Below are 21,667 nucleotides of genomic sequence, written 5' to 3' on the forward strand. Positions count from 1 at the left end.
GCGTGCGTCCGGTAAGTGTGACCCCTGCTAAGGAGTGTTCCATCGATGGCTGATGTCACCCATGCGGAACCCATAAATTCGGCTCTGGGCCTCCGCTATCTTCTCGGGTTGATGGCGAGCCTTCCTGGCAAAGGTCGTGATCATCCGGAGCTCCCGCAGGTCACGGAGCACAGAGTGGCCAGGCAGCCGGGTAACGTCCCATCCATACGCGTCGGCGAACCGTTGGTAGTGCTGGGCTCCGTAGCCGAATCGCCGACATTGAATCTCGACTGTCGTGAGGTCCCATTCTGGCTGGCCCACGGCAGCATTGTCCCAGTCGCAGAGGACGGCGCCCTCCCCGCTGTGCAGAGCGTTGGCATGCTGAGGGTCTCCTTGGAGAACACCGTGAGCGAACTCGTAGCTGACGTCTGCGAGAGCACCTTCGAGGCGATCAACGCACTCGTGCAGGAAGCGAATGGTGTCCTCTGGAAGGATGGTGGTCCGTTCGAGGGAGTCTCGGATGCCTGCGCACATGTCGATGCCATCCAGAGTGACCGGTGGTCGGCTGAGGCTGTGAAGGGCCCTCAGGGGCTTGGCCATTGCCTCGGCTGACACTGAGTGCTCAGGCTGTGGCAGGTAGGTCCATAGGGTGATCGGGTGACCGTCGAGAATCAGGGGCTGAATGTCAGGGCGATAGAGGGCGACTGTGGGAAATCGCAGGTCCATGAGCCAACGTACAAGGTTTACGGTTCGCTGAACCTCGCTTGGGTCTGTGCCCATACGGGCGATCTTCAAAACAACAGGCTCGTTCGCGAGCCGCAGCACGGCGCTCGTGTGGCCGCGCATATAGACGGGATCCGTGGCATCTAGTCCAAGTACGGCACATGCTTGCTCGAACAGCTCCTGCATCTGGGGCTCGGTGTAGCCACCATGAATCGGTGTGTCCGTGTTCACGACCGTGGGCGCCGTTGCCGTCGTGCGGTTGCTTGCGTGCATTGCGCTACACCGTCCCAAGGATATGACCGATTAGGCGCGTGCTGATACAGACCGTATGCCTGGTCGGCCGCCCACGACGTTGGCCGACTCCGGCATTTCCGCCCGCGGCAGTCCTCGCAAACGACCAGCCCCGCGCGCAGGAGCACCTTCCACACCCGACGGGCGGTGACGGGTCGAGTGCGCCACTTGTCGAACCAGGACTCGCTCACGCGCGGGGCGCGGCAGGCCACGGTGTCCGGCACGCGCAGTTCTGGTCTTGAGGTCGCCGATCACCCGACCAGCCGGGCCGGGTCCGCCCCAGCTGCTTCACCCACAAGGCATGCAGCGTTTTAAGACATCACGCTCCATCCCCAGCTCGCGGATGCGCTCGTTCTTCGCGCTCATCTCCCGCCGCAGCCACTCCGGTTGGGCCCGCTCGGGCTCCCTGAGCCGGCTCCCGGGCGCGGTCGGCGCGGGCCGGTCGGAGGACGCCGAGCCGTTGCGCCGCCACCGCGACGCCCAGGTGCGCAGTGTGCCCGGGTGCACCACGAGTTCATACGACAGCTTGGACCCCATGACCTCAACTTCCCCTGCAATCACGGATTCCACACCACGAGGGGAACCTCACTTGCGCGGCTCACCGAAAGCGCGGTCATACTTCTCGCACATTTCCGGGCCGATGCGTGCGCGCATCTCCGGGTCCTTGAACCACGGCGTCGCAGCGACCTTGATCGGCGGAAGATTTCCGGACAAGACGACCGCGACGTCCTTCGGCAAGGTGCGCAAGTAATCGATCGGTGCCAGCCGTATGTCCTCGATACCTTCGTTGACCGTTATCCGTCGATCCCCACCTTGGTGCGAGTATCCGATCCTATGTTCCGAAACGGACTGATCGCCGATCAGTCGGGAAAGCCGGTCAAGTGTCCTGTCGTCCGAGGATCCGGGCAGATATAGCCGAGTTGTGTGATTTCCTAGAACTGTGGCGGCCCGCGTGCCGTAAAGCGTGCCTACCTGCGCCTCGTCCTGCCAGATCGACATGATGACGATGCCGAATCCACGATAAGTCGCAGCCATCTTGTCGAGAGTCGGCAACGGCGCAACGTTGGCGGCTTCTTCAAGCAAGAGCAATGGGGGGTTCAGTAGAGGGCCGGCGCCTTGCCGCTGCTGCCGCTTCCGGGCCGCCCGGAGATAAGTCTGCGCCACCGACTGGAATACAGGGCGCAGCAATTCTTGTTCTTCCTCATCACTGACGGCATAGATAGTGCCGCCTGTGTCCAGTACGTGTTCGATGTCCAGAACCTGGCGCCCGAAAGGACTGTACGGCTTCCCGGCCTTATCGAATCTGATGGTCGTCGTCGGCGCCATTTGCGCAGACACGTACGGCTTGAGTATGACGTCCGCATTGGCGAAGACATACCCACGCTCTTTCGAATGACGCCCCCGGGTCGCTGCCAATCCGCGCCGGGCCATCGCGAGATCTTCTTTCTCCGCGGGGTCCACGATGGCGCTTTCAAATTCGTCGAAAAGTTTCTCAATATCATCGAAATTCTGATAGCTGCACCAGTCCGCCACGTCCTGCATCGACATGTTGTTCTTTCGGGCGATCCACAGCATCGGCCCCAAGGCTATCTGGGTCAGGCTGTTATAGTAACGCGCATCCCCATCCAGGCTGGCACCTTCCATCGCCCCCTCGGCGAGCCATTGCGCAACCTTGTCGGCGTCAGCGAGATCATGAACCGCCATGAGCGGTGACCAGGCGCACAGATACTTGCGCTGATGTTCTGGCCATATTCCTGTGGGGTCGAAAATATAGACTGGTCGACCAAGGGTCTCGCCCCGGAAGTTCAGCGTCAGATCCGCGACGTCATTCTTCGTGGATGTGACGAATATGGAATCGGGCCAGCTCAATATGGTTGGCACGACATACTTCACCGTCTTCGACGAACCCGTGGGCGCGATCACCGCGACCGAGGTGTAACGCGAAGTGGCCATCCTGACCGCCGGATTGCCCACCATCTCGCCCAGGTAAACTCTCCCGGAGAGGGTGTTCCTGTCGGGAACCATCAGGGGTTCGACGTCTGCCGGATCGGCCCAGATGGCCGATTCGTCTCGTTGTTTCTTTCGGGCTTTGATGTGTCGTGTACGACGGTTCTGGGCCAGCGAGCGCAAAATCCAGGAGATCGCCATCTTCACCGTGATCCCTGCCGCGGCGACCAAGACGAAGAAGCTCGACCAGAAGAACCAGTCAGGTCCCAGCAGGGACCTGTCCTCGGCCGGCCACGCGAGCGTGCGTTCGTCCCAGTGCGTGGCCAGCCGGACGGGCAGCGAAAACGATGCGGAAAACGGCTGGTCGGGCCAGGAGCCATGGCTGGCCAGCGCGACGAGGCCGCCCGATACCCAGGCCAATGCGCCGAGACCCCAGATCGTGGCCAGTACGCAGGCCACGAGCGCGCCGATCACTTCATCCATCGACCACTCGTGATGGGACCCGCCAGCAGCGGACTTGCTCTTCATGCTCTTGGACACGCCATCGGTACCTCTCTGTTCTGGTGAGATGTCCCGTTCGCCACCGAGGACCCATTCACCGCGAGTCTAGTGGCGTGACTCCCGTTAACGTGCTGGATTCTGGGCGCACTTGGCATCGACGCCATGGACGACATCGCGAGCTGAGGTACCCCTCGTTGCGTCGGGTCCGTGATTGCGGGGGAAGGTCGAGGTTTACCCTACGAGGAGGACACTGCGGGCGGGGAGGACCGCGGCAAGCTCGGGTCCGGCGGGTCCGGCGTCCTTCAGGCGCGCGAGGTCGAGGAGTCGGTCGGCGCTGTCGTCCTGAGCGATACGCCTGCGGAAGTCGTTATCTCGGCTCTTCGGAACCGCTGACTCCACCGGTCATTCAGATGCGGTACTGATGCCAGGAGGGGGCGCGGGCCGGACTCCTGGCAGCCGGGCGCGTACGGCGAAGCCGCCGTCGGGCAAGGGGTTCGCCTCCAGTGTGCCGCCGAGGAGTTGGGCGCGCTCGCGCAGGCCGATCAGGCCGTGGCCGCCGCCCGGCAGGCCGGGCGCGGTGGCCGTCGCGTCGGGTGCCCCGTTGCGCACCTCCACCCGCAGCTCCCGCGCGTCCGTCCCGTCGCCTTCCGTGCCGACGCCACCGCCGGCAGCACTGCCGACGCCCGCCTCGCTGACCCGGACCCGCACCCGTGCCCCCGGCGCGTGCTTGCGCACGTTGGTCAGCGCCTCCTGCACGATGCGGAACACCGCCCGCTCGACCGCCTCCGACTGCCCCAGGCCCTCCAGCACCCCCTCCCCGTAGTCGGCCTCGTAGTCCACGTCCAGCGCGCTCAGCTCGATCAGCCGCGGCAGATCGGCCAGGCACGGCTGCGGGGTGAGCTCTTCCAGGTCCCCGCCCGCCGCGCGCAGTACGCCCACCATGTGGCGCAGCTCGTCCAGGGTGCGCACCGACAGCTCGCGGATCGTCCTGGCGCTCTCTCGCGCCTGGGCGTCCGCCGCGCTGATCTGCACCGCCCCGGCTTGCAGGCTGATGAGGCTGACCTGGTGCGCGACCACGTCGTGCATCTCCCGGGCGAGGCGGGCCCGTTCGGTGCTGAGCACCTTGTGCGCCAGCAGTTCGTCGGCGTGGCGGCGGCTGCGCGTCAGGTCCTCGATGCGCGCGGCCAGTTCGCCGCGGGTGCGCACCAGCAGGCCCAGGCCGATGGGCGCGACGGAGGTCACGGACGCGTCGATCAGGTTCAGGGTGTTCTCCCGGTACGCGGTCGGCTCGAAGTCCGAGACCGGCCACGGCACGAAGTGCGCGGCGGCCAGCAGCAGCGCGGAGACCGCGAGCAGCCGGCGGTCGGGGCGGCGCGCGGCCACGGTGTACAGCGCGATCATGGGCGCGAACCAGATGTAGCCGATGAGGATCCCCGGCAGCGTGGCCAGGAACACGGTCAGCGGCAGCCGCCGGCGCAGCAGCAGCGCGGCCGCGGCGACCAGCGACACGTCCAGCTCAAGTCCCGGCGTCACGCCGTTGACCAGCAGCGCGTCGGCCACCGCGAGGGCCATGGGGACGAGCAGCGAGGCACAGGGCGGTACCCGGGCGGTCATCGCGGCCCTCCGGGCACCGCTGTGCCCCGTGCCGGCGGACCGCCCGCCAGCAGCCCCGCCCTGTCGGCAACGATCGCCGCCTGCACCCGGTTGAGCCCGCCCAACTTCGCCAGCAGCGCCCCCACATGGTCCTTGACGGTGCTGGGCGCCAGCCCTATCCGCTCCGCGATCTGCGGATTGGCCAGCCCTTGCCCGATCAGCGCCAGCACCTCCCGCTCGCGCGGGGTGAGCGCCTCCACGGCCGCTGCGGCCGTGGCCTCCGCCTCGGCGGCCAGATAGCCGCCGATCACGGCGCGGGTGACGCCCGGGTCCAGGAGGCTGCCGCCCTCCGCGAGCGTCCGTACGGCCCGTACCAGCTGCTCCGGGTCGGTGTCCTTGAGGAGAAAGCCCGCCGCGCCCGCCCGCAGCGCGGCCGTGACGTACTCCTGCGCGTCGAAGGTGGTCAGCATGGCGACGGCGGGGGCGCGGTCCGCCTCCAGCAGCCGTCCGAGCACGGTCAGCCCGTCCACGTCGGGCATCCGGATGTCCAGGAGGACCACATCGGCCGCGCTGTCGCGCACCGCCTCCACGGCCTTGGCGCCGGAGCACTCCGCGACGACCTCGATGTCCGGGGCCGTGCCCAGGATCAGCCGCAGCCCGGACCGTACGAGCGCCTCGTCGTCCACCACAGCCACACGGATCACCGGCCCCTCCCTCCCGTTGGCTGTCATGCTCATTACCCGGACAGCCTGCCGCATGCGCGGTACAAAGTGGAGTGGCTACCTCCGCCCGTTGGGGGGAGCACCCCCGCCGGTCGGCGGGGGTGACCGGAAGACCAGGGGCGGATTCCCCGGCCGCCCGCCGCCGTGCACAGTGGTCCCACGCCGCATCACCCCGCGGCCGCCAGGCCGCCGCGGCCCCCACACGCGACGGCCTGGCGCCGGCGGGCCCATGAGGCGGCGGGTCGCGAGACAGGGGGAGGGGCGGGGGCGCGGCCGAAGCGCGTCACACCGGGGGCTCCGCCGGGGCGGGCCCCAGGGTGGTGGTGCCGGGCGCGGCGCGGTGGCCCAGCCCCATTCGGTACGCGTCCATCGCCGCCTCGGCGCGGCCGCCGCGCCGCAGCAGATCGCCCAACAGCCGGCACAGATCGGCCAGATCACCGGCCGCACCCGTCCGCTCCAGCAGGGACAGGGCCGCGCGGTAGTGCTCCTCCGCCGCCGCCGCGTCGCCGCGCTCCTCCGCGATCAGGCCGAGCAGCCGGTGCGCCCCGCCCGCGTGCACCACGCCGTGCTCGGCGGTCAGCCCAGGCACCTCACCATCACCCGCAACCTCACCACCGCCGCGCCTGAGCAGCGGCACGAGCAACGCCTCCGCCTCCGCCGCCCGCCCGCGCCGCCGCAGCACATCCGCCAGCTCCACCTCCACCTGCACCGTGTACAGCGTGGCCCGCTTGGACGCCAGCATGTCCCGCGCGATGGACAGTTCGCGCTCCGCCCGCTCCAGATTGCCGTCCTGCGCGTGGACATAGCCGCGCATCCAGTGGCAGTGGGCGAGATCGGTGTGGATGCGCAGCTGCTCGTACAGCTCCTGCGCCCTGGCCAGCGAGGCGTCGGCCTCGGCGGTGCGGCCCTCGGCGATGAGCGTACGGGCCACACCGCGGTGCATCCGGGCGAGCAGCCCCGGGTCGTCCACGCTGGGCGCCAGCGCGAGCGCCAGCTCGGCGGCGCGCGCGGCGCGGGCATGCGCCCCCATGTCCATGTACGGGGGTATGGCCGCGGTGTAGAGCAGCAGCAGGGCGTTCGGGTCGTGCAGGCCCGAGGCGTTGAGCTCGTCGATGGCGCTCTCCAGGAGGTAGCAGGAGTAGCGCAGTTCGCCGGAGAGGAAATGGGCCACGGCGCGCCCGCGGATCGCCGGGATCCGCCGGGGCAGCGGCTCCTCGGCCAGCAGCTGCTCCGCTGCCTCGTACTGGGCGCGCGCCGAGGCCAGTTCGCCGGTCTCCAGCGCGCAGTCGCCGAGCCCGACCATGGCCGAGGCCCGCTCGTCCTGGAAACCGAGCCGCTCCGCCTCGACCATCAGCTGGTGGAAGTCCCCGACCGCGTCCTTCGCGTCGCCGGTGGCCAGCGCCCTGCGGGCGTCGGTGAGCCCGGCCCGCAGCCGGATCGCGTCGTGCGGGTCGCGGCCGGTGGTCAGCTCCTCGTAGCTGACGCCGAGGCGTTCGGCGAGGTGGCGCAGCGCGGCCTCGGAGGGGCGCACCTTGCCGGACTCCAGCGTGGAGACATACGCGGCGGTGTAAGCGGGCTCGGCCAGCTGCCGCTGGGTGAACCCCCGTTCGGTACGCAGCCGGAGCACCCGGCGCCCGATCTCCGCGGCCCCGTCCGTCGCGCGTACGTCCCCGGCGTTTCTCCCGCCCACCCTGCCCTCTTCTCCTCAGCGGCTGCTTAATCGCCGAGTTAAGTCCATTTACGCCAGGATTGAAACATGTCGAAGGTGATGGATCGGGGGGTCGGCCGGTTCGGAGGCGGTGACCCGCCACTCAGCCGGGACTCCCGCTCGCCGATCACCACTTCGACGTACGGCTCGACCATACGGCTCCCGGGGGCGAGCGGATCACGATTCGGGCGGGGAGCGCGGCCGGGGCGGCGGCGCCGACGCCCGTCACCCGCCGGCCTACCTCGAGTCCGGCCGGGGCGCCCGCGCCGGTATGATCCACCGCAGGCCGCAAACCGCCGAGGCGGACCGCGATCCACCTGGTGGGACAGGGCTCGAGACGCGACCGGATCCATTGCCACCGGCACTTCGTGAGACTCCGGTGACTACTGACAACTGCTGACGACAACTAGCGACTTCCCTAATTCCCATTGCCGGATCGCGGTTCGAGCCCCTAGGTTGAGCGGCGACTTAATCGGGCTTAACTGGCTGCTTATAAAGCCGAGTTCGGGGGGTACACCACCGTGCGCAGACGTCTGCCCAGACGTTTCTCGATACGCACTGCGGCCGTCGCCGGGGGCCTCGTCCTGACGGCGACCCTGGCCGCGACCGCGTCGGCCACGGCGTCGGCCGCCCCGGAACCGCCTCCGCCGCCCAGCCGCGCCGCCGCGGCCCAGGGCGCCGAGCGCACCCACGAGGTGGAGTACTTCACCCGTCCCGGCGGCCATCCCCGCCACACCGAGGTACCGGCCGCCACCCCGGAGCGTCTCGCCCGCGCGGACCGGCCGCTGTCCGCCCCCGAGGCCGCCGCCGACGGCGACGTCAACGCGGTCATCCAGACCGGCCCGGTCGCCGACAAGCTCGACGTCGTCGTCATCGGGGACGGCTACACCGCCGCCCAGCAGGACGACTTCCACGCCGATGTGCGGTCCAAGTGGGCGCAGATGGCCGCGGTCGAGCCGTACGCCTCGTACAAGGAACTGTTCAACGTCTGGTCGGTGGACGCGGTCTCCAACCAGTCCGGCGTCTCCGGGGACCCCGGCAAGGACGTCGTCAAGGACACCGCGCTCAAGTCGTACTTCTGGTGCGACGACATCGAGCGGCTGCTGTGCGTCGACACCGACAAGGTCGAGTCGTACGCCGCCAAGGCCCCCGACGCCGACCTCGTGGTCGTGCTCTCCAACTCCACCAAGTACGGCGGTGCGGGCTACACCCTCACCTCCCAGATCGGCTACGACGGCATCGCCACCGCCTCCTCCGACCACCCCGACTCCGACCAGGTCGCGGTGCACGAGACCGGGCACTCCCTCGGCAAGCTGGCCGACGAGTACTTCTACGACGAGTACGGCACCTACACCGGCGCCGAGCCCGGCGAGTCCAACGCCTCCAAGCTGAGCGCCGCCCAGCTGACCGCGCAGAAGAAGAAGTGGTACCGCTGGATCGGCCAGACCTCGCCCGACGGCGGCACGGTCGGCGCGTACGAGGGCGGGCGCTACTACCCTAAGGGCATCAACCGGCCCACCGACAACTCGATCATGCGCACCCTCGGCCGTGAGTTCAACCTCCCGGGCCGCGAGGCGATGATCGCGGGCTTCTACCGGTACGCCAGCGCACTCGGCAGCACGACGGGCACGGACACCGCCCTCAAGCGCGACGCGGCCATCAAGATCACCCTCCCGGCCTCCGCGACCGTGAAGTGGTCTGTGGACGGCACCGAGGTCACCGCCGCGCGCGGCAAGAAGTCGGTCACCCCGGCCTCCCTCGGCATCGCCGCCGACGGCCGCTCGCACACGGTCACCGCCACGGCCACGGACAACACCACGGCGGTCAAGGACCCCGCTCTGCGCAAGCTGCTGACCGACTCCCGCACCTGGAAGGTCACCGCCTAGCCGCACCGCCGCCACCCCCCGAGCTGCCGCCCCGTGGACCCCCGCCGCGGGGCGGCTTCTTTTCCGGGTTTCTGTGGTTTCCGCGCCTCTGCTCAGCGTGCGTAGGGCCGCAGCGGCGGCTCCTCACGGACCCACGGCCGGCCGTGGAGCAGGAGGTCCAGCGGCAGGCCCAGCAGGCTCGGCAGGGTTTGCAGGGCTTCCTCGGTGTTGAGGGGCATGACCAGGGTGGCGCAGTCCGCGCGGTCGATCCTGCCGGGGTCGGCGGGGCCGGGGTGCCCGATCGCGTCGGCGGCGAGCTTGTAGGACACGAGGTCGACGAGCAGGGCCATATGGCTGGGCCACTGCCGCCCGGGGCAGATGTCCTGGACACCGATGTTCCGGGCGCCCGGCAGGACCGAGGGCTGCCCGTCGATCGCCACGGACTCGTCGGCCAGGGAGTGGACCGCGGTGTACGAGGGGCCCGCGGGCATGGGGGTGCCGTTCGCGGTGAGCGCCTTCGTCCAGTTCGAGTCGCGGGCGAACTGGAGGGACGCGGCCGGGCAGCCCGTGATCTGGGAAACGACGCGGCAGGCACTGGCGATGCTGGTGCCCTGGAACGGGGCGCCGAGCGTCACCACATCATCGACCTTGGCCGCGAGGTCCGGCCAGAAGCGCAGCGCCCAGGCCGCCTGGAGGCCGCCTTGGCTGTGGCCGACCAGATCGACCTTGCGGCCGGTGCGCTCGTGGACCGCGCGCGCCGCGTACACCACGTACTCGACGGTCTCCTGCATGTCGTTGAGGCCGCGGCTGGGGTAGTCCACCCAACAGGTGGGATAGCCGCTCTTCTTCAGCTCGGCCATGTAGTTCCAGGCGAAGGCCTCCTCGCCCTTGGAACCGGTGCCGGGAATGAACAGCACGGTCGGTTTGCCGTCGTCTGCCTGCCCGGCCTGGCAGTGCAGGGCTTTGGCGAGTTCGGCCACCGGGGTTTCCAGGGGCGGACCGGGATCGGTGTCCGCCTGTGCGGACACGGGGAACAGGGCCAGCGTCAGCAGGGCCGCCGCGAGGCCGCCGCCCCAGGTCGTTAATCGCGTCAATCGCACACTGACCTCCACACGAGAGAGAGCGCAAGGAGCCCCCTATCGTTCGCAGACCCCACAAGGGCGTCAATATCCCTCCTTAACACCCCCTCATCCCTCCGTAACACCCTCACCGGTCACGGGCTGTCCGCCGTCAGCCCGCTCAGCAGCTCCCGGGCCCGCTCGGCGAACGTCCCGCTTCCGGTCGCGGCGCCCCGTTCCAGGAACTCGATCGCGCGCTCGCGGTCGCCGTCCTCGACGGCCATCTCGCCGAGCCTGAAGGCGCCCTCCGCGATCAGCTCGGGCTCGCGCGCCGCCTTCAGCATCCGCTCGTACCAGGTGCGGGCGCCGTCTCGCTTGCCCAGCCAGTAGTGCAGCTCGCCGAGCTGCCCGGTGGCCCGCGGCCGGTGGAGGGAGTCGGCCTTCAGTGCCTTCTGGTACCACTTCAGCGCGGCGGGCAGATCGCGGCGCCCCTTGGCGATATGGCCGAGCAGCATGGCGGCGTAGCCCCTCGTGGTGAGCTCGCTTCCGGCCAGCTCCACCGCGCGCAGCAGATGGGTCTCGGCGGTTTCCTCTTCCCCCAGGTTGAGAGCGGTCCAGCCGAGGCCGAGGGTCGCCCAGGCGGTCTTTTTGACGCCGAGGTCGAGGGCCTGGAGGTAGGCGGCGCGGGCTTCCTCGTTGTCGCCGTCGCCGCCGCGCGTGCGCAGCGTGTCGCCGAGGTGCAACACCATCTCGGCCAGGGTCGTCCGGTTCTTCTTCTGGTCGAGATCGCGCGCGGCGGCGATGCGGTGGGCCGACCGGGCGGCCTCCACGGCGCCGTCGAAGTCGTTCAGGGTGACCAGGACGGAGGCGAGGTTGTAGGCGGCGCGCATGGCGTTGGTCGCCCCGCCGGTCTCGATCGCCCGCCGGTACGCCTCGGCGGCGCCGCGCAGGTCGCGTCCCCGCTCCCGCAGCAGATCGGCCTTCTTCCGGTACGCCCTGCCGACGGCCGCGGGGTCCTCTTCGCGCTCGATCAGCCGGTCGTACAGGAAGAGGGCGTCCTTGTCCCGGGCGTCCTCGGCGAGCTTGCGCAGCTCTTCGAGCGTCAGCCGCGGCTCCTCCGGGGGCTCGACGGGCGCGCCGGCGCGGTAGATCCGGAACTCGCCTCCGTACCCCTGGGATCCGGTGATCACCGAGACCGCGAGCATGCTGCCGTCCGGTGACCAGGCCATGGCGGGGAGGCTGTCGCCGCCGGTCCGGCAGCGCATGAGCAGCGCGCCGTCGGACACCCGCCACAGGTCGATCCGCTCGTCCCCTTCGAACTCGTCGGCGGACGGGCCCTTCCCGCCGCCGGCGACGAGGTAGGCCCCGTCCGGCCGGACGACGGCGTCGGACCGGATTCCGGCGAGGGTGCGGAGGACGCTTCCGCTCCCCGGGTCCAGGATGTGCACATCGCTCCCCTGGCCGACGAACATCCGGGTCTCGTCGCCGGTGAAGGAGACGCTTCCGGCCCGTGCCTTCCCCCTCGGAAGGTGCAGCCGGCGGGGCGATGCGCCGGAAGCGCACAGCACGTCGACCCAGGCGCCGTAACCGGTGAACCCGCCGTAGCCGCCATCGGCGCGATAGCGGCCGAACCCGGTGTCGGCCCGGTAGCGGCCGGTGCGCGAGCGGTCTTCGCGGGGCTGCGGGGGGACGTCCACCTCGGCGCCGCTGTCGACGTCGTAGGCGCGGGTCGCGGCGGAGGCGTCGTCCGCCCCTCCGCCCCATCGGACGCGCTTGGTGAGCCGATGGGTGCCGGGCACCCACTGGATGTCCTGGCCCCACAGGGGGCTGTCGGGGACGCGGACGTGCTCGCTCCAGTCATCGGTGCGGAACACCACCAGCTCGCAGGCCTCGCTGGTGACCGCGAGATACCGCCCGTCGTCGGAGAAGGCCAGGTCGCTGGGGGTGCCCTCGTCGCCGTCCGCGCCCGGGAACGGGTCGAGCGCCACCGCGGGACGGCGCAGGTCCAGCACCGTGGGGGCGTCCTCCTCCAGCACCTGGTCGGCAGTGATCGCGTAGAAGGTGCTCGCCCAGCCATGGCCAACGCTCAGCGACCCCAGCCAGCGGGCGTCGGTGACCTCGACGTCGTAGTCGGCCTGGGCGAGCAGGTCCTCGTCCTTCCAGCGGCCGTCACGCTCGTAGTAGAAGTCGTGGAGGCGCTGCCAATCCGCCTCGGCAACGGGGTGGTTGCGGGTGGCGATCCGCTCGACCCGCCGGACGTACCGGTGGGTGTGGTCGGCGACCCACTCGGAGTCCAGGACCTCGTCGACGCCGACCATCCGCAGCGGGTGAAACGAGGTGAGCGGCAGGCGGTTCGTCGCCTCCCACAGCAGCGAGAAGAAGAAGCTCGGATCGTCGGGCAGCGGCGCATGGGTCCGGCTTTGGGTGTCGTAGTAGACGACGAAGACGCGGAACCGCACGCGCGACGCCTCGGGCGCGACGTCGAGGACGCGGATGCCGTACAGATCGGTGGACATCGGACCTTCCACAGCAGGGGACTTGGGCGGGTCCATGGTCACAGAGGGGTCCGACAGCTGCGCCTTCCCGGCCCTGCCAAGCCGCCGCGTGGGGGGGCTTCGCCCCTGGACCCCCGGGGTCTGGGGCGGAGCCCCAGTTGAGGGAAGGGGCGGGGTGGGGAAAGACCCGCGGCCTAGGGCCGGCGCAGCAGCCCCCGCTCCAGGGCCACCACCACCGCGCGCGTGCGGTCGTTCACATCCAGCTTGGCGAACAGCCGCAGGAGATGAGTCTTGACCGTGGCCTCCGTGATGACGAGGCGCCTGCCGATCTCCGCGTTGGTCAGGCCGTCGGCCACGGCGTTGAGAACGTCGGTCTCGCGCGCGGTGAGCGGGTCCTGGGGCGGCCGGCGCATGCGCGCGATCAGCTTCTCGGCCACCCGGGGCGCGAGGACGGTCTCGCCGCGCGCCGCCGAGCGGATCGCGTCGGCGAGCTGTTCGCGGGTGGTGTCCTTGAGGAGATAGCCGATGGCACCGGCCTCCACCCCGCGTTCGATGTCCTGGTCGGTGTCGTAGGTCGTGAGGATCAGGACCCGGGTGCGCGGGTATCGGGCGACGATTTCGGCGGTCGCCCCCACCCCGTCGAGGACCGGCATCCGCAGGTCGACGAGCGCGACATCGGGGGCGTGCCGCTCGACGAGTTCGAGGGCCGCCCTGCCGTCCCCCGCCTCGCCGACGATCTCGATGCCGTCCTCGCCGGCGAGCAGGGCGACCACGCCCGCCCGCATCACGGTGTGGTCGTCCACCACGACCACCCGGACTCGTTCGCAGGTCATCCCGTCCCCTCGTGCCGCTTGTCGCGTGCTTCGCCACTTGTCTCCAGCGGAATCATCGCCAGGATGCGCGTGCCGTCGCCGACCGAGCTGGTGATCGTCAGCCGGCCGCCCAGTTCCGCCAGGCGCTTGCGCATCCCGTCGAGCCCGAAGCCCGCCGACTCCTCCGGGACGAAACCCGTGCCGTCGTCGGTGACCTCCAGCTCCACACCGTACGGCCGGCGGGCCAGGATCACCCCGACCGTGGACGCCCGCGCGTGCTTGCGGACGTTGGCCAGGGACTCCTGGGTGCAGCGCAGCAGCGCGATCCGGGTCTGCTGGTCGCACGCCACGTCCGCCAGGTCGGCGCCCACCGTGAGCCCGGTGTCCTCCGCGAAGCGGTCGAGGATACGGCGCAGCGTCCGTGCCACGGAGCCGGCCGCCGCGCCGTCCCGCTGCTGTGCCGAGCCCACCAGCTCCCTTGCCTCGGCGAGGTTCTCGCGGGCCGTCGACTCGATCGAGCGCAGCTGCTGGGCGCTGCGCGCCGGATCGGAGGCGAGCTGGGCCCGGGCCGCCTCCGCGAGCACGACGATCGACGCGAATCCCTGCGCGAGGGTGTCGTGGATGTCCCGTGCCATCCGCTCCCGTTCGTCCGCCGCCCCCTGGCGCTGGTGCGCCTCGGACAGCTCCGCCTGGGTCCGCTCCAGTTCGACGATCAGCCGGGCCCGTTCGGTGCTCTGGGCGACCACCGAGTGCGCCCACAGCCCGATCAGGACCCCCACGGCCACCACGATGAGGGTGGACACCACCGTCTCGCTGAAGAACTCCAGCGACCCGCCCTGCCGGGACCAGCTCCCCGCCAGCGTCGCGGCGGTCGCCAGCCCCAGGAACCCCATGGAGGCCCTGGGGGTTCGCCCGAACATCCAGTAGTGCGGCAGCGTCACCATGAAAAGCGCCGCGTAGCTGCTGCGCAGATACGCCAGCCCGCCGAGCGCGAGCACCAGCACCGAGAGATAGACGTGCGGCCGTACGACGGGGTTGCCGGGGAAGCGGTCGAGGAGCGCGTAGCACAGCACGACGCTGCCGAGCAGCGCGAGCGCCCAGTACCTGCTCTCACCGGGCCGGTCCATCGCGGCGAGCCCGACGGCCATCGCGGCGAACAGTACCCAGCACACCGCGTTCCAGCGGCGCAGCGACTGTGCCCAGAAGGCGTCGGCGGAGGGTCCGGCGAGAGCGGTCATACCGATCAACGTACGTCGACCGCCGGATGTCCGTGGGGCGCGCGGCCCGGTTCGGCCGCGGCCTCCCGCCCCGGCTGTGACGGCCGTGACGGCTGGGACGGCCGTGACGGCCACCAGGTCGCCTCGCCGAGCAGCAGCAGGGCCGCGGGCAGGATCATGATCCGGACGACGAAGGCGTCGAGCAGCACGGCCGCCGCCAGGACGAAGCCGATCTGCTTCATCTCGATGATGTGCAGGAAGACGAAGCTCACGAAGACCGTCGTCATCACGACCGCCGCGCTGGTGACCACGCTCGCCGAGCTGCGGATGCCGTCGAGCACCGCCTGCCGCGTGGGGACGCCGGCGAGCACTGCCTCCCTGATCCGGCTGACCACGAACACCTGGTAGTCCATGGAGAGTCCGAAGAGGATCACGAAGAGGAAGAGCGGGACGCGGGACCCGATCGAGCCGGTGGAGTGGAAGTCCAGCAGCCCCTCGGCCCAGGTGTTCTGGAAGACGAGGACGAGCAGCCCGAGCGCGGCCGCGGCGGACAGCAGGTTCAGTACGACGCCGATCAGGCCGAGCATCACGGAGCGGAAGGCGTACACGGTCATCGCGAACGTCACCAGGAGCAGGGCCCCGATCACCAGGGGCAGTTTGCTGTTCTGGTGGGCGGGATAGTCGGCGTAGCGGGCGACGTCGCCGCTGACCCCGTACTCGGCGCCCTCGACCCGGCCGACGGTGGCGGGCAGGTAGTCGTGGCGCAGGTGGGCGAGGGAGGTCTTGGCCTGGTCGGAGTTGCCGAGATACGGCACCTTCAGCCGCAGGACGCTCACCCGGTGGTCGGCCGAGGTCCTGATCCGCGAGCCGTCGGCGAACAGCGGGTCGCGGTGGGCCAGTTCGGCGAGCTTGCGCAGCGCGCCGGTGACCTGGCGGGTGCGCGAGGCGTCGGCGCGTACGACGATGTCGTGGGTGACCCGCTGCTCGGGGAACGCCTCGTTGAGGCGGTCGTACACCTGCATCGCGGGGATCTCGCGGGAGTGGGTGTCCCGGCTCATCTCCGTGATGTTCAGCCCCGCGAGCGGGAGGACGAGGGCGAGCAGGGCGAGGACGGAGACGCAGAGCGTGGCGAGGGGATGCCGGGCGGCGGGCCGCAGCAGCGCCGCCCAGATCCGTCCGCCGGCCCGGTCGCCCGTCCGGCCGCCGGCCTCGCCGCGCGCCCGCCGGGCCGGCTTGCCGCGCTCCGCCCGGCGCCGTGCCCTGCGTTCCGCCCGCTTCCCGAGCACGACCAGCAGCGCGGGCAGCGCCGTCACGGAGCTGGCGACGGCGACCAGGACGACCACGATGGTGCCGGTGGCGAGCGAGGAGAAGATCACGTCGGAGGCCAGATACAGCGTCGCGGTGGAGGCGACGACCGCAAGACCCGACACCACCACCGCACGGCCCGAGGTGGCCGCCGCCAGCTCCACCAGCGCCTCGGTGCTCAGCCGCCCGCCGCCGCGGGCCCGCTCCTCGCGCTCCCGCTTGAGGTAGAAGAGCGTGTAGTCGACGCCGACCGCGAGGCCGATCATCAGGATCACGTTCGTGCCGACCCCGGCGTCGGGGGAGAAGTGCGAGGCCACCATCGCCAGGCCGATCGCCGCCGCGATCGACGACAGGGCGAGCAGCAGCGGCACCGCGGCCATGACGACCGAACCGAAGACCACCAGCAGCGTGATCAGCGTGACCGGAAGCGTGATCGCCTCGGACAGCGCCAGGTCGTCGCTGCGCTGCTGGTCGACTCCCTTGCTGATGGACGGACTTCCGGTCTCCTCCAGCAGCAGCCGGGGATGGGCCTTCTGGACGGCCTCGGTCTGCGCGACCAGCGCGTCGACCTTGTCCTTCGCGTCCCGTTCCTCGCCCTTCAGGGACACCTCGACCATGAGGATCCGGCCGTCGCCCGACCACAGCGGCGCGGCGACCTCCGCGACCTCGGGCAGGGGCTTCATCCGGGCCGTGAGGTCACGCGCGGCCGCTTCGGCGGCCTGCTTGTCGGCCTGATCGTCGAGGGCGCCGGAACGGGCGGAGATCAGCACCTGCTCGGTGGAGAGGCGCTCCAGATGCCCCTCGGCCGCCATGGCCTCGGCCCGGCCCGCCTCGCCGACGCGGTAGTCCGCCGTCTTGGCGCTGTTGGTGCCGACGGCTCCGCCGACGACCAGGCACAGCGCCACGAACACAAGCCATCCGACGACCGCCCGCCAGGGGTGCCGCGCGCTGTGGCGTGCCATGCGCACAGTGAGTGAATTCATACCCTAAAGCCTTGTTGACCAGGGCGGTTGCCGGACAGAGGCGTCAGGTTGAACCTGCCGTCCACCGTTCGGTGGACCAGGGGGAGGGGGTTATCCCCCGCACGCCTCGCGCCTCACGCCTCCGTACCCCGGCGCCCGCCCCGCGGGCCGCCTCCGGCGCCGAGGCCGCGGCCCCAGAGTCAGGCGAGGACTTGAGCAGGGATGTCATCAGGACTCTCCGTCAGGAAAGGTGTCGGTCGTCGAAGTCGGTGGAGCGGACGAGCGTTTCCCAGGAGCGGAGTTCGGTGCGGGCACGGTCGAGGTGGTCGGTGATCGCGTCGGCGGCGTCGTTGCCGAGCGGCAGCCGCAGCGGCGGTTCGTCGGCGTCCAGGGCGGCCAGGATGGCGGCCGCGGCCCTGGCCGGGTCGCCGGGTTCCTGGCCGCTTCCGCCCGGCAGCCCGGAGAGGACGGGGCCCACGGTGTCCTGGTAGGCGTCCAGGGCCGGGGAGGGCCGCAGCGCCGCGGCGTCGGCGAAGCCGGTACGGAACGCGCCGGGCTCGACGATCAGCACCCGGATGCCGTGCGGGGCGACCTCGGCGGCCAGGGCCTCCGAGAGCCCTTCCAGGGCGAACTTGGTGGCGCAGTAGGCGCCGACTCCGGCGAAGGCGAACCGGCCGCCCATGCTGGTCAGCTGCACGATGGCGCCCGAGCCCCGGCGGCGCATGTGCGGCAGCGCGGCCCGGGTGAGCGCGGCCGGGCCGAAGAAGTGCAGGTCCATCAGGTCCCGCAGCTCCGCGTCGGTGGTCTCCTCGACCGCCCCCACCATGCCCCGCCCGGCGTTGTTGACCAGGATGTCGATCCGGCCGTGCCGGGCTGCCACGCCGTCGACCGCGGCCTGGACGCCCGCGATGTCGGTGACGTCCAGCGGTAGCGCCTCGACCTGGTCCGGGTGCGCGGCGACCAGGTCGTCGAGCAGCGTCGTACGGCGGGCGGCGGCGACCACGATGTCGCCCGCGGCCACCGCCGCTTCGGTGATCGCCCGGCCGAACCCGCTGCTCGCCCCGGTGACCAGCCATACCCTGTTCATGTTCTTCTCCCTGTGCCGGGTGACCCGCTGTTCTCCGCGGTCCGTGTGTGCAACCACCTTGCGAGGCGCACCGTTTGCACGTCCAAGACCTGCCGTGATAGCCGATGGTTATGGACGTTCACGGACGGGATCTGAGGTACTTCGCCGCAGTGGCTGAGGAGTTGCACTTCGCGCGCGCGGCCGAACGGCTGTACGTCTCGCAGCCCGCGCTGAGCAAGCAGATCAGGATGCTGGAGAAGCAGGTGGGGGCCGCGTTGTTCGAGCGCGACCGGCGCGAAGTGCGCCTGAGCGCGGTCGGCGCGGCGCTGCTGCCGCATGCGCAGCGCATTCTCGCCGAGTGGGAGGCGGCCCAGGAGACAGTCGCCCGCGTCGTGGCCGACCAGGCGGGCCGTCTCGTCGTGGGGATGAGCACCAGCCCGGGGCGCGGGGGCGTGCTGCCGGCGATCCGCTCCCGCTTCACCGCCGCGTGCCCCGATGCCCGTCTCGTACTTCGCCAGGTTCCCTGGCAGGACTCGACCGCCGGGCTCGCCGACGGCACGTGCGACGCCGCGTTCGTCTGGCTGCCGCTGCCCGACCCGGACCGCTACCGGTGGGTGGTGGTCGCCGAGGAACCCCGCCTGGTCGCCATGGCCGATACTCACCCGCTCGCCGACAGGGAGGTCATCGACTTCACCGACCTGCTGGACGAGCCGTTCCTCGCGCTGCCCGACAGCGCGGGGCCGCTCCGGGACTACTGGCTCGCCACCGACGCCCGCGGCGGGAAGCCGGCACGCATCGGCGCGGAGGTGGCCAGCACCGAGGAGACGTACGAGGCGCTCGTCGCGGGTCTCGGCGTGGTCCTGCTGGCGGCCGGGAACACCCCGCTGATCACCCTCGGCGGAGTCGTCACCCGCGTGGTGAGGGGCATCTCGCCCAGCCGCTTCGCCCTGGCCTGGCGCGCCGACGACCGCCGCCCGCTGGTGCGGGAGTACGTGCGCGCGTGCGAGCTGGCGACCGGGACAGCGGACTGAGGCGGGGCGCACGCGGCTATGCCGCCAACTCCCGCTCCAGCGGCGTACGGAACCGGGGCGTGACCCGGACCTCCCCCAGCCACCCGCTCAGCCGCGCAGCCTCCGCCTCCACGGCGGCCGCCGCCTCCCGGCCCACGTCGGTCAGCGGGCGCCAGACCACCTCGCCGCTTGCGCGCTGGGCCCAGCCGCCGACGACGCGGCCGTTCCACCACACCGTGGGGCCGATGTTGCCGCTGCCGTCGAAGAGCGGCTTCACATGGTCCGGGTCGAGGTACCAGTCGCGGGCCTGCCAGCCCATGGCGGTCGGGTCGAGGCCGGGCAGCAGCGCGGCCCAGGGCTCGCCGTCCGCCACCGGCTCACCGTCCCCGGCCACCACGTACCCCGGCCCCTCCGCCAGCGCCACACCCTCCGCGCCGATGTCGGCCAGCGCCCGCCGGGTGTCGGTCACCGTCCACCCCGTCCACCACTTCAGGTCGGCCTCGGTCGCGGGGCCGTACGCGGCCAGCCAGCGGCGGGCCAGTTCGGCCTTCGCCTCGCGGACGGGGAGGTCGGGGAGCGGCGGGACGAGGGCCCAGGGGTAGAGGCTGCTGGTCCAGGAGCCGCGCGGGCGGCAGCGGCGCAGATGGCCGTCGGAGGCGAGCAGGCGCAGCACCCGGCTGCCGACCGTCGGCCGGGCCGCGTACGGCTTGCCGGGAGCCATCACGATCCGCTCGCGCAGCGCGGGCACGTCCTCCGCCACCTCGGCGGTCGTCGCCTCGCCCCGCCCGGCCACGGCCGCCAGCACGGCCTTCTCCACCTCGGCCAGCCGCGCCTCGTCCCAGTGCTCCTCGGCGCGCTCCCGCAGATGCTTCAGCAGCGTGGCCCGCTCCCGGGCCGCGATCACCCGCGCGGTCGACGAGCCGACGACCGGCGCGAGCTCCGTCGTCACCGCGAAGATCGTGCGGCGCATGCTCAACAGCTTGACCAGCGAAACGTCCTCGTACAGCGCCCGCTCCACCTCCCCGGCCCCCGGCTCCCGCAGCCGCGCGCACGCGGACAGATACACGGTGGCCGGATCGGTCGCATGCAGCCCGACAACCGCGTCCGCCACGGCCTCGACGACTGCCGCCCGGGCGGACGGCGCCAGCAGATGCCGCGGCCCGAGGCGGGCGCGGCGCTGGGCGGGGGTGATACGGGGGAGGGAGTCGCTCATGGTGGCCGACCGTAGGGGCCGTACCTGTCACCTTCTGGCAGGTATGACCTCGCGGGGCGCGGTCACTCTGTGGGTGACACCCCGAGGTCGCGGCGCATGGCGGTCCTCATGGCCCGGATCAGGTCCCAGATCTCCCTCTGGCCCCGGACCGCGGTAGCCATGGTTTCCCCTTCCTGGGGCTCTCCTCGCTCCAGACGTTTGACCTGGCCATAGACCCTGTTCAGGGCTTGATTGACCGTACGCGCACATGCGAGCACCTCGTCCGGGGCGATCATCTGCGCTTCGGAGTATCGATCGCGGTGGGCACTTTTGGCTTCTTCGAGTGCCTCCCTGTCCGCCTCCTCGACACCGCGTTCCCGCATGACATGCAGATGACGGTTGAGCGCCGTGGTGAACTGACGTGCGTCCCGGTTGAGCTCCACGTAGCAGGTGCGTCGGCTGAGCAGGTTCTCGCGAAGCTCCTCGTGACCGCGAAGCAGGTCTATCTCGCGACGTTTCGCCCGTTCGGAGGCGCGCTGGGTGAGGAGCGACCCTCCTAGCGTTCCGGCTACACCTGCCACCGCGATGATCACCGAACCAAGATCCACGGATGCCCCCTTAAAGCAGTTGCGCTCATCTTCACTGCGCGCCGGCGCACGCGGTTCACCTCTCCCGCGACCCTGGTGGACCGGCCGTCGATCTCGAGGCTCAGCGAGTGTGCGGCGTGGCGGCGGCGATGAAGTCGCGGATGCCCTGCCGGGACCGCTCGCGGATGTGGTTCAGCCGGTCGCGGTCCTCGGCCCGGTGCAGCTCGGTCACGTGCTCGAGGATCCGCTCGGAGAGTTCCACGAGCGCGGGGTCGTCCGACAGCATCTGCACGCGGAACATCGCCTCCTGCGCGGCGTAGCGCAACTCGTAGACGTGCTCCCGCAGCTCCGGGGTGTCCTCGTCGGGCCGGTTCTCGTGCTGGACGAACCACCGTTGGACCAGCATCCGGCGGTAGTTGAGCAGCGCCCCCGCGTACGCGCAGTACGCGTCGATCCGCTCCTGCCGCAGCCTCTCCGCGCGGGCGAAGTGCTCGCTGCGGTCGGTGTTTCGCCGCTGGAAGACGTAGGTGACACCGGAACCCAACACCGTGCCGAGCACGGCTATGAAACTCGCCAGGACTGCCTCCATGGGGGAAGTTGACCACAACGCGGCCGGGGACCAAGGCGGAGTCCG

16 protein-coding genes are annotated in these 21,667 nt (G+C 70.7%); 2 read left to right on the forward strand and 14 right to left on the reverse strand.

The window, feature by feature from the left end:
* Positions 1-27 precede the first annotated feature (27 nt).
* The 5 genes from ABTY62_RS17915 to ABTY62_RS17935 form a co-directional block, all read right to left on the reverse strand.
* Positions 28-975 carry a phosphotransferase family protein gene (locus ABTY62_RS17915; RefSeq protein ID WP_352130373.1) on the reverse strand — a complete coding sequence of 316 codons (948 nt, stop codon included), beginning with the start codon at positions 973-975 and terminating at the stop codon, positions 28-30.
* 603 nt (positions 976-1,578) lie between these two features.
* The gene (locus ABTY62_RS17920) at positions 1,579-3,480 is read right to left on the reverse strand and encodes a type IV secretory system conjugative DNA transfer family protein (protein WP_352130374.1); all 1,902 of its coding nucleotides are present in this window, start codon (positions 3,478-3,480) and stop codon (positions 1,579-1,581) included.
* 363 nt (positions 3,481-3,843) lie between these two features.
* A complete protein-coding gene (locus tag ABTY62_RS17925; RefSeq protein WP_352130375.1) occupies positions 3,844-5,055 on the reverse strand; it encodes a sensor histidine kinase in 1,212 nt (403 codons plus the stop codon).
* Positions 5,052-5,738, reverse strand: coding sequence for a response regulator (locus ABTY62_RS17930; RefSeq protein WP_352130376.1), 687 nt, complete (start codon positions 5,736-5,738; stop codon positions 5,052-5,054). Before ABTY62_RS17930 ends, ABTY62_RS17925 begins: the two co-directional genes overlap by 4 nt.
* A 301-nt stretch (positions 5,739-6,039) precedes the next feature.
* Positions 6,040-7,446: a helix-turn-helix domain-containing protein gene (locus tag ABTY62_RS17935; protein ID WP_352130377.1), complete on the reverse strand. Its 1,407-nt coding sequence runs from the start codon at positions 7,444-7,446 to the stop codon at positions 6,040-6,042.
* A gap of 539 nt (positions 7,447-7,985) precedes the next feature.
* Here ABTY62_RS17935 and ABTY62_RS17940 point away from each other — a divergent pair.
* Positions 7,986-9,350, forward strand: coding sequence for a M64 family metallopeptidase (locus tag ABTY62_RS17940; RefSeq protein WP_352130378.1), 1,365 nt, complete (start codon positions 7,986-7,988; stop codon positions 9,348-9,350).
* A 92-nt stretch (positions 9,351-9,442) separates the two neighbouring features.
* On the opposite strand, the gene ABTY62_RS17945 is transcribed toward ABTY62_RS17940, so the two are convergent.
* The 6 genes from ABTY62_RS17945 to ABTY62_RS17970 all read right to left on the reverse strand — a co-directional run bounded on the left by ABTY62_RS17945 (position 9,443) and on the right by ABTY62_RS17970 (position 18,265).
* Entirely contained in the window at positions 9,443-10,429 is a 987-nt protein-coding gene (locus ABTY62_RS17945; protein ID WP_352130379.1) for an esterase/lipase family protein, read from the reverse strand.
* A 113-nt stretch (positions 10,430-10,542) separates the two neighbouring features.
* Complete coding sequence (locus tag ABTY62_RS17950) at positions 10,543-12,903, reverse strand: WD40 repeat domain-containing protein (RefSeq protein ID WP_352130380.1); 2,361 nt, start codon at positions 12,901-12,903, stop codon at positions 10,543-10,545.
* 173 nt (positions 12,904-13,076) lie between these two features.
* On the reverse strand, positions 13,077-13,715 hold the full coding sequence (locus ABTY62_RS17955) for a response regulator (RefSeq protein ID WP_352130381.1): 639 nt from the start codon (positions 13,713-13,715) through the stop codon (positions 13,077-13,079).
* Complete coding sequence (locus ABTY62_RS17960; protein ID WP_352130382.1) at positions 13,712-14,932, reverse strand: sensor histidine kinase; 1,221 nt, start codon at positions 14,930-14,932, stop codon at positions 13,712-13,714. The genes ABTY62_RS17955 and ABTY62_RS17960 overlap by 4 nt, the downstream gene beginning before the upstream one ends.
* A gap of 5 nt (positions 14,933-14,937) precedes the next feature.
* Positions 14,938-17,199, reverse strand: coding sequence for an MMPL family transporter (locus tag ABTY62_RS17965; RefSeq protein WP_352130383.1), 2,262 nt, complete (start codon positions 17,197-17,199; stop codon positions 14,938-14,940).
* A gap of 220 nt (positions 17,200-17,419) precedes the next feature.
* On the reverse strand, positions 17,420-18,265 hold the full coding sequence (locus tag ABTY62_RS17970; RefSeq protein ID WP_352130384.1) for an oxidoreductase: 846 nt from the start codon (positions 18,263-18,265) through the stop codon (positions 17,420-17,422).
* A 104-nt stretch (positions 18,266-18,369) separates the two neighbouring features.
* On the opposite strand from ABTY62_RS17970, the gene ABTY62_RS17975 reads away from it, so the two are divergent.
* The gene (locus ABTY62_RS17975) at positions 18,370-19,275 is read left to right on the forward strand and encodes a LysR family transcriptional regulator (protein WP_352130385.1); all 906 of its coding nucleotides are present in this window, start codon (positions 18,370-18,372) and stop codon (positions 19,273-19,275) included.
* A 16-nt stretch (positions 19,276-19,291) separates the two neighbouring features.
* Here ABTY62_RS17975 and ABTY62_RS17980 read toward each other — a convergent pair whose 3' ends face one another.
* The 3 genes from ABTY62_RS17980 to kilB all read right to left on the reverse strand — a co-directional run bounded on the left by ABTY62_RS17980 (position 19,292) and on the right by kilB (position 21,622).
* Positions 19,292-20,467, reverse strand: a complete 1,176-nt coding sequence (locus ABTY62_RS17980; RefSeq protein WP_352130386.1) for a winged helix DNA-binding domain-containing protein — start codon at positions 20,465-20,467, stop codon at positions 19,292-19,294.
* Positions 20,468-20,529: 62 nt separating this feature from the next.
* Entirely contained in the window at positions 20,530-21,054 is a 525-nt protein-coding gene (locus ABTY62_RS17985) for a hypothetical protein (RefSeq protein ID WP_352130387.1), read from the reverse strand.
* Positions 21,055-21,154: 100 nt separating this feature from the next.
* The gene (gene kilB / locus ABTY62_RS17990; RefSeq protein WP_352130388.1) at positions 21,155-21,622 is read right to left on the reverse strand and encodes a plasmid transfer protein KilB; all 468 of its coding nucleotides are present in this window, start codon (positions 21,620-21,622) and stop codon (positions 21,155-21,157) included.
* Positions 21,623-21,667: the final 45 nt, after the last annotated feature.

The sequence above is a fragment of the Streptomyces sp. NPDC097640 genome (assembly GCF_040302705.1).
GTDB lineage: Bacteria > Actinomycetota > Actinomycetes > Streptomycetales > Streptomycetaceae > Streptomyces.

Bases quoted from the DNA above. Each gene is read 5' to 3' on its own strand.
- ABTY62_RS17915 (WP_352130373.1), bottom strand. From the start codon at position 975: ATGCACGCAAGCAACCGCACGACGGCAACGGCGCCCACGGTCGTGAAC.
- ABTY62_RS17980 (WP_352130386.1), bottom strand. From the start codon at position 20,467: ATGAGCGACTCCCTCCCCCGTATCACCCCCGCCCAGCGCCGCGCCCGC.
- ABTY62_RS17970 (WP_352130384.1), bottom strand. From the start codon at position 18,265: ATGAACAGGGTATGGCTGGTCACCGGGGCGAGCAGCGGGTTCGGCCGG.
- ABTY62_RS17975 (WP_352130385.1), top strand. From the start codon at position 18,370: ATGGTTATGGACGTTCACGGACGGGATCTGAGGTACTTCGCCGCAGTG.
- ABTY62_RS17955 (WP_352130381.1), bottom strand. From the start codon at position 13,715: ATGACCTGCGAACGAGTCCGGGTGGTCGTGGTGGACGACCACACCGTG.
- ABTY62_RS17950 (WP_352130380.1), bottom strand. From the start codon at position 12,903: ATGTCCACCGATCTGTACGGCATCCGCGTCCTCGACGTCGCGCCCGAG.
- ABTY62_RS17925 (WP_352130375.1), bottom strand. From the start codon at position 5,055: ATGACCGCCCGGGTACCGCCCTGTGCCTCGCTGCTCGTCCCCATGGCC.
- kilB (WP_352130388.1), bottom strand. From the start codon at position 21,622: ATGGAGGCAGTCCTGGCGAGTTTCATAGCCGTGCTCGGCACGGTGTTG.
- ABTY62_RS17960 (WP_352130382.1), bottom strand. From the start codon at position 14,932: ATGACCGCTCTCGCCGGACCCTCCGCCGACGCCTTCTGGGCACAGTCG.
- ABTY62_RS17965 (WP_352130383.1), bottom strand. From the start codon at position 17,199: ATGAATTCACTCACTGTGCGCATGGCACGCCACAGCGCGCGGCACCCC.